A 13,476-nucleotide genomic window follows, 5' to 3' on the forward strand; every position below is an offset into this window, starting at 1 on the left:
AAAATTTTGTTTGCAATATATAGGTAAAACTCAATAGAACAAAAGCTATATATTGTAAAAAAGGGTTATCCAATTATTTTTTTGGAACAGCCCCTTAATTTTTTGTAGTACTTTCTTCTTCGTATTTTTAAGGTAACAAAATATAAAATTATTGAATAAAAGATATAACCATTGAAAGAAAAAATAGTTAATACGAAAAATTAAAAAATATCCTTTCTCATTTTGCAACGGATACAGAATTGACGGGAGAGAAATATTTAGCCAAAGGGATATGTGCAGGCTATGGTTTTTAAAAGTGATAAAAACTTAATTTACTTGGTTACAGGAAAAGTGAAGAAAAATGACCTTGGCATGGGAATTTACATTTGCGAATAAACATGATAGCCAACAATTTCTTTTCAAACATTTTCCCACTTTTTTTGTTACGGCAAATACTCTTCTAACTATGCAAGAAGTTAACGTTAATTTAACAATAATATGGTTGACATTTTTTGCATTATTGTATAAAATACTACTCGAGTATACAAATTAGTTTAAATAATTCAATTATTTTTGGGGATAGGGGAGATACAAGTGAGATTTCCAAAGAAGTTGAAAGCATTATTAGCATTCTTCATACTTTTCGTCTTTGTTTTTAATACAAATCTATATGTCTTTTCACAAGGTAGTAGCCTTAAAGATCAAAATCCAAATTACAAAGATTTAAGAGGACACTGGGCAGAAAATGAATTTAGATGGATGATAGAGAAGGGAATTATTAGTGGAGTGAAGGTAAATGGAGTAATGTTAGCAAAGCCAGATGAGAAGTTAACAAGAGCTGAAGCTGTTGTGATTTTACTTAGGACAATATTTGAGAAAGAGCTTCTTGAGGAGGAAATAAAGAAATTAAGAGAAGATAGTTTTAAAGATATTTCAAATCATTGGAGTAGAGATTACATAAATGTAGCTGCGAGATATGGTTTGGTTAAAGGTTATTCTGACAAAACATTTAGACCAAACCAAAAAGTTACACGTGAAGAGTTTGTTTTAATGCTAATAAGAGTGAGTAAATATAGGGAGCAAGCAGCAAGTGAGAGCAAGCAAAATGATAAGAAGATAAAATTTAAAGATGTGAGTGTTAACAATTTTGGATATAAAGAAATAATTTTTGCGGTTGAGAAAGGCTTGATCAAAGGTTATAACGATGGCACATTTAGACCAAGAAGTTATATTAGCCGAGCAGAAGCGGCAGAGATAGTTGCAAGGGCATTGAAAGTAGATGTATTTATTACCTATAAAGCAACAGATCATCAAATAACTAAAGAGAATGCGAGCGAATTTTTTGAACTTGTTGTTGATAAAGAGGAAGTAGGTATAATAGAAAAGGCAAAGCTCACGCTAAAGAGCAAAGTAAAGGGTGTCAAGTTTACGGCAGAGTGGAAGGCAAGTGGTGGTAAGCTTGAGGTAGCAAAAGATAACCAGAGTGCGATTTGGAGTCCGACAGATGCAGAAGAAGGCAAGGATTATATTGTGACTGTTGAAGTAACTGTTCTGACAGATGATGGGGATAAGATAAAAATACAAAAGATTGCAAGGATAAGAGTGAACGAGTGTGTACAACTGACAAAGAATGAAAACATAGAGGGACCAGTGAATGAAATAGATCCGTTATTTACCAAAAGAGAGTCAAACAATTTAGTTCAAGAAAATTCTAGTTATAATCCACTGGAAGAAAAACTTACAGCACCGGTGTTGAAAATAGCAAAAAAAGGGGAATATGTAGAGCTTACTTGGAATGAGGTAAAAGGTGCAAGGAGTTACATTGTAAAAAGAGGGAAGGTAAGCGGGGAGTATGAGGTATTAGCAAGCGGAGTTATTACAACAGCGTATGTAGATGGTCCTATGGATGGGAAGACAACGTATTACTATGTGGTTGCGGCAGTGGGAGCAAATGGAACTACCAGTATGAATTCGAATGAGGTAGTGTACAAAGCACTACCACAGTCACCAAAGTTATTTGGGACATACAATGGGACGAGTGCACGGCTTACATGGACGAAAGCCAATGGAGCAGAGAGGTATACCCTTTACAGGAGCACAGTCAGTGGAGGACCATACTATGCAATTGCAGAAAATTTACTTACAAATGTATTTGAAGATACTAATTTGACATCAGGTACAGTGTATTACTATGTAGTGAAAGCCATTAACGAATTAGGAGAAAGTGAATACTCAAATGAGGTAGCCATGGGGGAAGGAGTTACAGTTGCAGCAAAATTTAATCCAGATGATGACGAAGATGGAGATGGATTGACAAATGTAGAGGAGTTAAAATATGCGACAAGTTTGAAGAAGAACGATAGTGATGGAGATGGGTTGAGTGATGGTTATGAAGTAAAGAAAGGAACAAATCCATTAGTGCCGGATACTGATAATGATGGGATATATGATGGATCAGAGGTTGTGATGGGGACAGATCCATTGGCAAAAAACCCTTTGACAAGTGCCGAGAAATATGCAGTCTCGGAAGATGGTAAAGTTTTTGTAAAAGCACTTTCTGATGCGAATATTTTAATAGCTCCCTTACAGGTAAAGAGGTCTGACAATGTGTTTATTAACTCATTGAAAGGGATAGTAGGTAAAGCGATAGAGATAACTGCTGGGGGGTTTGATATAAAGAGGGCAGAGATAGTAGTGAACTATGATGAAGCAGAACTTAATGGTGTAGACGAGAATAATTTGATGTTGTATTATGTCAATTATGACAAGAAGATATTAGAGCCACTTGAAGATGTTGTAGTAGATACAGTGTATAATCGAGTTTCGGGTAAGACAGAACATTTCAGCACATTTTTGCTTGGCGATAAGAATATGCCAGTTGATCTATCCAAAGTAGACATTGTGTTTGTACTTGACAACTCAGGTAGTATGTCGTCTAATGACCCAAATTATTACAGAATAGAAGCAACAAAGAAATTTATACAAAATATAGACGAACTTAATAATAGAGTTGGGTTAGTAGATTTTGATAGCTCTGTATATGTTAGATCGAATTTGACATCTGACAAGAACAAATTGCTCCAAGCACTAAATGCGATGAGATGGACAGGTGGTTCTACGAATATAGGGGGAGGATTGAAAGCTGCGCTGGAATTATTTGACCAAGAGCAATCTAAAAAGATAATAGTACTTTTGTCAGACGGATATCACAACACAGGGATTCATCCAAATGATGTACTACCAGAGCTAATAAAACAAGAAATAGTAGTAAATACTATCGCATTGGGCAAAGACTGCGATAGGGAGTTATTACATGATATAGCTGATAAGACAAAAGGAGACTATTTTTACGTTGATAATACAGGAGGACTTTCTCAGGAAGATGTAGACAAGCAAATAGAGCTAATATATGAGAAATTGACTAAATGGATAACTCTTCAAAAGGAAGCAGAAAAGAATCTAAAACCTCAAGAAGTGTTAAGTATAGAGTACAATGATGTAGGTTTAGACAATGAGGAGTTTCATAAGTGGATAACCACAGCTATGACCAATTTACTTACGGGAAATTACATGGAAGAGTTTGAGGATATTAGCATAGAAGGGAATGGTCCTGAGTTTAAATTTGTGAGGTATTACAATTCGTTTGCTAATCAACAAAAGACGATAGTAGGTAAAGGTTTTAGAACCAATTTTGACAGCAAACTTACAAAGGTAGCGGGAGTCGGGATAGTCCAAGCAGGGGTATTGAATGTAAGAGAAGGACCGAATGTAAATACCAAAAAGATAGGGTATTTGACTAAGGGGACAAAGGTGCAAATTGAAGAGGATGGTAACAAGAACGGCAGTGGTTGGCACAGAATTGTATATAAAGGTAAATCTGCATATATTTGCGCAGCATATGTCAAAGAGCTAAACAATGGAATTGAAGTAACATATCCAAGTGGTAGTACGATAGTATTTGTGGATGATAATGGAGATGGAATTTACTTATCAGACAGTAACAAAGCTGACAAGGTAGTTTTGTCAGGTAGTGAATATGTATTGATACAAAGAGATTTGACGAGATATGTTTTTGACAAGAGTGGAAAGCTTATCAAAATTGGTGATAGGAATGAAAATTACATTATTATTGAGTATTCTGGTGACAAGATATTTGCGGCAAGGGATGTATTCGGCAGAAAGTTAGAATTTATCTTTCAAGGGGATAACCTGGTATGTATAAGAGAGAACATCAAAGGTAAAATAGGTAGGAAAGTAGAATTTGTATATGATAACAAGGATAGACTAATAAAAGTAATTGGGGTTGATGGCGCAGAGACAAAATATGAATATGATGAGAAAGATAGGCTCAAGAGGATAATTGATGCAAACGGGCACCAAGTGGTAAGGAATGAATATGATATTTTAGGTAGGATAGTAAGGCAATATGATGGGGAAGATATAATCAGATTTTTAATATACGATGATGAAGACAGAGTAAGATATTATATAGACGAAAATGGTAATGAGAGTATGATAGTATTCAATGAAGAACTAAAACCAATAAAAGAGAGAAATGCATTGGGTGGGGGTTGTGACTACAAGTATGAGATTTATGACGGTTCAAAGTGGATAGATGTGACAACTCCTGATTTGGATAAGGATGTGGTTGTGAGCGATCTTACACGCGAGAAATACCAGGAGCTGAAAGAGAAGGGTAGTATGACAAAGCAGGTTACAATTCAGATAATAAAGACTTCTCCTAGTTTAGAAACAGCAAAGACTACACAAATATACGATGGACGTGGCAATATTATCCAGGTGATAGATGCTTATGGTAATTCAATAAAAATGAAATATGACAACAATAATAATTTAATTGAGCAGACAGATAGAATTGGTGCTACTACCAAATATGTTTATGATGCCGAGGGTATAAATTTAATTGAGAAGATTGATCCACTTGGAAACAAGGAAAGATATGAATATTATTCTATAAATTCGGGCATAAAACTCAAAGGTTTACTTGCAAAGTATATAGATAAAAATGGTAATGAGACGAGATACTATTATGAAGATGAATATAACAATTTAACACGAGTGGTTGACGCAGAAGGTTATGAGACAAAATATGAATATGACCAGTTAGGCAGAAAAATAAAAGAAATAAATGAAAGAGGATATGTAACAAGGTTTGAGTATGATCCAGAAGGCAGAATTACAAAAGAAATAGACGCGTTTGGTAAAACAAAAGTATATGTATATGACAAAGTAGGTAATTTAATAGAAGAAATCGATCGCCTTGGCAACAAAACAAGATATGTATACGATGATAAAAACAGGCTTATAAAAGAAATTGATGCGATGGGTGGAGAGTATCAATACTTTTATGATCCTGTAGGGAACAAGATAAAGGAGATAGACCCTGAAGGAAGAGTAACCAAATATACTTATGATGAGCTTAACAGACTTGTTGAGGTAGAAGATGCAGAAGGTAATAAAACCAAATTCAAATACGATTTAGCAGGAAGAAAAATATCGGAGGTAAATGCCTTAGGAAAAGAGACAAGATATGAATATGATTTATTAGGAAGACTTACGAAAGTGATTGATCCTTTAGGTAAAACCCGAAGTTACCAATACAATGCTGAAGGATATAAAATATCAGAGACAAATAAAAACGGTGCTACTACTTCATATGCATATGATTTAGCAGGAAGGTTAATAACGGTATATTATCCAGATGGAACTAGAAGGAGTTATAACTATGATGATAATGGTAATGTAATCAGTATCACCAATCCAAGAGGATATGTGACAAAATACTACTATGACAAACTAAACAGGGTAATCAAGGTAGAAGACAGCAACGGCAAAGCAGTAACATATGAGTATGACGGTTGTGGAAATGTAATTTGCTTTAAAGACAAAAAAGGAAGAGAAACAAGGTACGAATATGATGCTCGTGACAGAGTAAAAAGAGTAATAGCGCCAAACAGAGCACAAACAGAGTATGAGTACGATGCAGAGAGCAGAGTTGTCAAGGTCACAGATGCAAAAGGAAGAAGCGAGGAATATATGTATGATGAGCTTGGTAGAGTTGTTGTATATAAGGACAAGTTAGGAAATGTAATCAAATACGCATATGACAAGATGGGTAATAGAACACAGCTTATTGATAGAAGAGGAAATGCAACAAAGTATGAGTATGATAAATTGAATAGGGTAGTAAAGGTAATTGACGCGTATGGAAATGAAAGTAGGCTGGAGTATGATGCTGTTGGGAATAATATAGCAAAGACAGACAGAAGAGGAAACACAACAAAGTATGAATATGATGCAAATAACAGACTAGTGACAATAATTGATCCATATGGAAATAAGATTAGATTTGAGTATGATGGAGAAGGCAATGTAATATGCAGAATAGATGCAAGAGGGAACAGAATGTATTATAGTTATGATGGATTGAACAGGTTGAGAACTGTCCAAGACAACGATGGCAGGAAAACTATTTATGAATATGATGAGAATGGGAATATAGTAAAGATAATACGACCAGACGGCAAGTATGTAACCTACAGGTATGACAATTTGGACAGGTTGGTAAGAGTTACACAAGAGAATGGAGCTGTGACAGAGTACAGGTATGACGAAGAGGATAATTTAATTGAGGTCAAGGATGGGAATGGCAATATAACAAGGTATGAATACAATGAGATAGACAGGCCTGTCAAAGTAATAGATGCAATAGGCAATGAAGAAAGATATAGCTATGACTTGGTAGGGAATATAGTATATGCAATAGACAAGAATGGAGTTAGGATAGAGTATAGCTATGATCAACTTGACAGGGTAGTGCATGTCAAAGCTGGTGGAGTAGAAGTGAGATATAGTTATGATGAAGAAGGCAACAGAATTCAGATGTCAGACAAAACAGGGATAAACAAATATGAATATGATAAGCTAAATAGGTTGATAAGGAAAATATATCCAGATGGCAAGAGTATAGAATATGAATACGACCAAGAAGGTAATGTAATAAAGGTAAAGGACCCGAGCGGATATGTGACGCAATACAAGTATGACAAGATGAATCGACTTGAAGAGGTGATAACCTCAGATGGTAGCACAAGATATTCATACGATGAGAATGGAAATGTGAAATCAATAGAGTATCCGAATAAGTTGAAGTTTGAGTACGAATATGATAGCAGGAACTTACTTAAAGGATTAGTGGTTACAGCAAGAGATGTTGTAAGGAATGAGATAGATAAGTATTATACTCCTAGCAGCGTGATAGAACAAGGTGGTGGTACAAGCACATATATTTACAAGTATGAATATGGATATGATGACAATGGCAATATGATATACAAACAGGAGCCTATAGGTAGGACAGAGTACAAGTATGATGAGGTAGGTAGAGTAGCTGAAGTCAAAGATAGATTTGGGCGATTAACTCGATATGAATATGACAATGTAGGCAATAGAATAAAGGAGATAGTTGAGGTCCCGACAGGTATAAGCAGAGATAGTCTTAATTCTGAAGGGCTGAATATTAGATACGATTATGGAGAAGTATACAGCGTTGAGAAGACTTACACATATGATAAATTAAATAGACTATTGAGCATTGAATCTCGAGACGGAGAAGGGAATATTGTAGGTGTTAACAACTACAGCTATGACAACAACGGGAATTTGATAAGAGCAGAGGAAAGATGGCGCGCAAGGGTATACAAGGGTCAGGAAAGCAAAGTAGTTGCAAAAGGGATAGAAAAGCAAGATTTACAGACTGTATATCAGGATGCATATACTGCAGAGAATGTTCAGGTACAGACAAGCGTATATAACTCAGCATATAGTTCGAACAATAGCACAGTAGTAGTTTCAGTATATGATAGTGTACACGGCAGTGCATACGATTCGCAAAATTCAACTTATGACCAAAGTATTGCTGTAAAAGAGGTAGTTTACGAGACGGTATATGAAGATGTTTATGAGATAGAAGAGAAGATTAAGGTAAGTGAATTTAGATATGATGAGCTTGGCAGGATGGTATGGGCAAAGATTGACAATAATGTGGTAGAATTTGAATACGACGGAGATGGGCTCAGAACAAAGAAGATAACAGCAAATGATGTAAAAACATACTACTGGTCTGGCAGCAATCTTATATATGAAAGCGATGCAACGGGCAAAGGATTCAGCAGCATATGGGGCTTGAGTATGATAGGAAGGACGGACGGTAGTAATACAGAGTATTTTATGAAAGATGGGCATGGAGATGTACTTATCACGTTTGACAAAAGCGGGCAGAGGAAGAATATATATGAATATGATTTGTATGGTAATGTAATAAAAGAAATAGAGACAGGGCAAGAGAACCCGATAAGATATGCAGGATACTACTATGACAAGGAATTGGAGTGGTATTATTTAAAGACAAGGTATTATGATAGTAGGATAGGGAGGTTTGTGAAAGAGGATAGTATAAGGGGAGATATAACAGACCCCGAGAGTTTGAACCTATACACTTACTGTACAAATAATCCTGTGAATTTATATGATCCGGATGGAGAGCTTGCGATAGTGCCACTGTTAGTCCTTGTAGGAGGATTAGCCTTGCAGACTGCAATTGGGGTGGGTTTGGATACTTTAGTGCATAGGATTGAACACAAGGGGAGTTTGAAAGGGTTCAACTGGAAGAGAAGTATTTTGACAAACTTAGTTGTGTCAGCAGCAGGAGTATTAATAGGAGGATCGTTTACTGCAATAACGTATAGTGCAAAAGCAGTAAAAGCAGCAAAAGCAGCAAAAGCAGCCACAGTCGCTGCCAAAACCTTAAGTTCACAAGCCATCAAAGAATCTATAAAGAATGGTGCAAAGAAATTAATTGATCCAAAAACTCACTTCAAAGCTGCAATAAAAGCATTGCCCTCAACAGTGGAAGAAACCTTGAGGAACAAAAAACCAGATGAACCAGTCTATAAGACTTTCTTGAAGAATTATTTAGCTAACGTAGCTGCTTCGGCAGTGAGTGTAAATTGGGATAGAAAAGTTGAGAAATATGTCGGACAATATTTTCAAAATGTTTCAAAGAAATCTGCTATATTTTACCAAAAACTTGTAGAGGAAGCAGCAAAGGGTATTAACTTAGGAAGGATAATTGTACGAGGAATCAAAAAGGGTATATCAAAATGGAGGGAACTTGGCTCGCAAGAGCCTTTAATACCAAATGTAATTAGTGAAACAAATCAGAGAACAGAACGAGTAAAAGAACTAGAACCAAAACCTTATATACAAGATAATGTAAGAACAAGTGAAGATAACGTATGGTTAAAAGAAAGCAAAAGAATTATTCCAGAGAATGTAGTAAGCAGGAATGTCATAAGAATTGTTCCAAATGGGCCAAGTATAGTGGAGCAAATCCAGAATTTTAGTTGGAGTCTGCAATCAATGTTGGGGGCTGATTTTAACTTAGGGGCGGTAAGAGGAGGCGAGCCGAGAGTACCGGGAGTAGATTTAACATTTGGCTATATGGCACCTGTGAATAGGATGATAGTGCCGAGGGTAGGCAGGGTATCAGCATATTGATAAGGAGAGGTGCTCTCCTGCAGACTCATTTGAGCTGTAGGAGAGCGTTTATACATTTTTGTTTTTAGGGGATTTAGTTTGGAATTAAAAGAAGAAGAGGCGAAGAGTATGGAGAGTAGAGAAAAGGTAGAAAGAGCTGTAAATAAGCTAATAAAGGCTTTGTTGATATCTGTGCTAATATTGTTTGTTCTGAGGTTGATATTGTATTTTGCAGACATAGTGTATGTGAGCAAAAGAATAACAGGGGATGTGTCAGATGGTATTTTACTGTTTTTTAAGCAGGTATTTTTGTACATTCTTTTTTTGGGTGTGGTAGGAATAGGATTATCAACTCTTGTTTTTTTTGGGGGAGGGTATATTTCATATTTAGCATTGTATGAACTGTTGACAATTTTTAAAAAAATAGTTGTGGTAATTGTAGCAGTTGTGATAAGAAAGTTTTGGGTTGTAAATAAATATTTTGAGACAACAGCGTTTAAAAGGGATTTTTTAGTGTATAGTAGCGAAAAAGAAATAGCACTAATATTAAAATGTAACGAATCAAATTGTAAATATAAAACAGATGAGGAGTTTTATATTTTTAAGAGAATTGTGACAGAAGGAGGAGAAGAGATATATTTACCTTACTCTGTAAAAGAAGATAGATATTTAGATGGATATGTTGTAGGCAAAAATATAAGGTATCATGAAGAAGATTCAGGTAGAAAAATATTGATAGAGGAATTATTAGAAGAAGAAATAGTAGAAAATAATGAAAATAAAAAGGAACAAGCTGAAGAGAGAATTAATGAAGAAATATTAGCTGAAAAAGTGGCGAGAGCTGCTATAAAATTGCTTAAGTTAAGAAGGCAAGAGAAGACAATAGTCAGTTGTAGCAATATTTCACCCATTTATTATGTAACAGCTTTAGGTAATTCAAGAGGTTTTTTTGGGAAAATAGTTCCGTCGTTAATTGTAGGTTCGTTAATTGCGGGGATATTTGTAACAATAGAATTTACATATTGGTTAATACAGGATATAACGAATAGTAGTCGTATAACCGTACTCAAAATCATATGGATTATGAGTATGCTACTAATGGTAATGCTATTAGCAATTTTTGTGGTCAAAGGTTTTTATGAAAGAGAAAAAAAAGATGAAGAAAAACTTAGCATAGAAATAGTAAAGATACCAATGATACTATACAGGGAAAATAAAAAAGCTGAGGTAAAAGAAGGAGGTATATTTGTAAAAGACGAGGAAAATATAGTGTTAGTGAAAAAAGGGGACAAAGAAGATGAAGAGCTTTTGAGTGAATTAAAAATAAAAAAAGAAAGGGTAGAAGGATTGTATGAGGTGAGATTAATAAGTAAGAATTCTTCTGATGAAGAAGTAAAAAGCACGCTAGGGTGCTTGGTAAGAATAGGTGGTGAAGCTTAAAAGATGAATAGGATAGTAGTAAGACATATAGAAGACAAAAAAGAAAAAAGCACTATTACGAAGATTAGTACATTGCAAAGAACTGTAGTGGTAGTTGTTGCTGTAATTTTTACTTTCTTATTATTCAAGTACGCAAAAGAGGTAGTTAATAGGAATGAGCTAAATGTGGATGATAGGATAAGGCCTATTACAAAAACATTAGTTTTTGGATTATCAATAGAACCTGGGTTTATAGGTAATGAACTTTTTGACTTTCCTGCTGTGGGATGTTATAGTTTGATTGCGCTTATATGGCGGCATATAATGAAAGATGACAATATTACTCTTTCGGAGAATTTAGTAGAATTGACTTCAGAAGAAAAGCGATCAATAGAAATGGCGTTGGGAAAACTTAAGTATATTTTATTGGATAATCCAAAAGAGGGTTTTATGAGATGGATTAAATCAGAGGATTTTAAAATATACAAAAAAGAATATGAAGATGATGTTTTAGAAGATTTTTGGGCATTTCATTTTTTAGATATGAATGTAATATTTATCGGAGTTAGTATTATAAGTTTTATTTTTTGGGCTACATATATATTTTGCAATATGTTATTTTTAATTATAGTAACTATGGTGGAGTTTGTAATAAACTTGAGGGCAGTAATTTTGAAGAAAGAAGAAAGAGTAGAGGATGAAGAAGAAAAAGAGATATATGAGAATATAAAAGAAAAAATAAGAAGAATAATTTATGATGGAGAAGAAGCAAGAGGATTAAGATAGAAAAGTTAACAAAATGAGAATAAGAAAATAAGAATGAGGTGAAAAGCGGTAAATATACTAAAGAAAATGACTGGAGAATCTGCTTTGAAGCAGATAGCTGGTAATGGTGATGTGAACCACCCTGTGAGAATAAGGGTGGCATAGCTGCTATCAAACTTCTTTACGTCCCCACCACCTCTTCAGGTGGATGGTAGTTCACTCAGTGAATTTAAGAAGAAGAAGCAGCAGGAAATGGAATGGTGAGAATATAAATGTGTGGTAAAATTTTAAAAGGTATAAGGGTCTGTAAATAATCTTGTGTATTTAAATTAGACCAACCTTCTTGGTAAGAGATCATTCAGGATAAACTTGTCTACTTTCTATTTTTTAGTATTACCATTTTAAAAATTTTTATGCACAAATTTTTAAAATCCTGGACAAAATTTAATACTGGGTTATAATACTCTGTTTTTGATTTATTGTTTTAAACTGCTTCCATGGAAGCAGTTTAAAATACGAACTGCTGATTGCTATCTACTTTATATACTCTCTCAAACGCTCAGGATACATTATCAAAAGCTGATTTAATATTATATCCCAATTTCTATACCTCTGTGTCCACTTTCTTACAACATTTTTTGTTGCAAGATAAAGCATTTTCTCTAACGCTGTATCGTTTGGAAATACTGATTTTGTCTTTGTCACTTTTCTAAATTGTCTATGAACTCCTTCTATGATGTTTGTTGTATAAATTATCTTCCTTATTCTGTCGGGGGAAACTTAAAAAACGATGTAAGTAGCTCCCAGTTGCTTTCCTAACTCCTGAACGCATAAGGATACTGTTTCCCCCATTTTTCTTTTACATGATAAAAATTTTCCAGTGCTTCTTCTTCATTAGTTGCCTGATACACTTTTTTAAAATCCTTTGAAAATTCTTTTATATGCTTGTATGAAACATATTTGAACGAATTTCTGAGCTGATGAATAATACACCTTTGAATATCGCTTTTTGGGAACACTGCTTCTATTGCTTCCTTTAAACCTGTCAACCCATCAACACAAAATAGTAGTACCTCTTCTACTCCTCTTGTTTTCAAGTCATTCAAAACGCCCAACCAGAATTTAGAGCTTTCACTTTCTCCAATTCATATTCCTAAAACATCCTTATATCCTTCAATGTTAATACCTAAAACAACATAGGCAGCTTTATTCACAATTTTACCCTCATCTTTTATCTTGTAATGGATCGCGTCCATGAAAATAAATGGATATATCTTTTCCAATGGTCTATTTTGCCATTATCTCATCTCAGGAATAATTTTTTCTGTAATTTTGCTAACCATTTCAGCAGATATTTCGATACCATAAATATCTTTAATTTGCTCATGAATATCTCGTGTTGTCATTCCTGCAGAAATACAGGACTATGATTTTGTCTTCAATCTCTGCTTCTAAAAAACATTGTAGCACATCCTTAAATAGGTCCTTTAAGCTTTCATAAATGTCGCTTACACTTTGGATGTTATTTTTTCTTATGAATTCAAGTAATTGCTCTTTTGTTAAAACATTTTCCATAACAAAAACCTCCCTCTTGGATATTTTTGTTTATATTCTGATTCTTACCAAGAAGGAGGTCATTATACTTTTCACAAAATTATTTATAGTCTCTTGGAAATTGCAAAAAATCGAACTTGGGATCGCGAGAAATTTTCTGAAAAATATTTTGAATATTGACCAACCCAGCCCTCCCAAGCT

General features: G+C 34.6%; 3 protein-coding genes and 1 pseudogene. 3 read left to right on the forward strand and 1 reads right to left on the reverse strand.

From position 1 onward, the window contains the following. Positions 1-573 precede the first annotated feature (573 nt). The 3 genes from CALKRO_RS00055 (at position 574) to CALKRO_RS00065 (ending at position 11,742) form a co-directional block, all read left to right on the forward strand. A complete protein-coding gene (locus CALKRO_RS00055; RefSeq protein ID WP_013429091.1) occupies positions 574-9,558 on the forward strand; it encodes an S-layer homology domain-containing protein in 8,985 nt (2,994 codons plus the stop codon). A gap of 78 nt (positions 9,559-9,636) precedes the next feature. Beyond that, complete coding sequence (locus tag CALKRO_RS00060) at positions 9,637-10,977, forward strand: hypothetical protein (RefSeq protein ID WP_237699104.1); 1,341 nt, start codon at positions 9,637-9,639, stop codon at positions 10,975-10,977. Positions 10,978-10,980: 3 nt separating this feature from the next. Beyond that, complete coding sequence (locus CALKRO_RS00065) at positions 10,981-11,742, forward strand: hypothetical protein (RefSeq protein WP_013429093.1); 762 nt, start codon at positions 10,981-10,983, stop codon at positions 11,740-11,742. Between the two features lie 513 nt (positions 11,743-12,255). Here the strand turns inward: CALKRO_RS00065 and CALKRO_RS00070 are convergent. Continuing rightward, positions 12,256-13,296, reverse strand: a pseudogene (locus CALKRO_RS00070) (IS256 family transposase). Positions 13,297-13,476: the final 180 nt, after the last annotated feature.

Source organism: Caldicellulosiruptor kronotskyensis 2002 (genome assembly GCF_000166775.1).
GTDB lineage: Bacteria > Bacillota > Thermoanaerobacteria > Caldicellulosiruptorales > Caldicellulosiruptoraceae > Caldicellulosiruptor > Caldicellulosiruptor kronotskyensis.

Bases quoted from the DNA above. Each gene is read 5' to 3' on its own strand.
- CALKRO_RS00065 (WP_013429093.1), top strand. From the start codon at position 10,981: ATGAATAGGATAGTAGTAAGACATATAGAAGACAAAAAAGAAAAAAGC.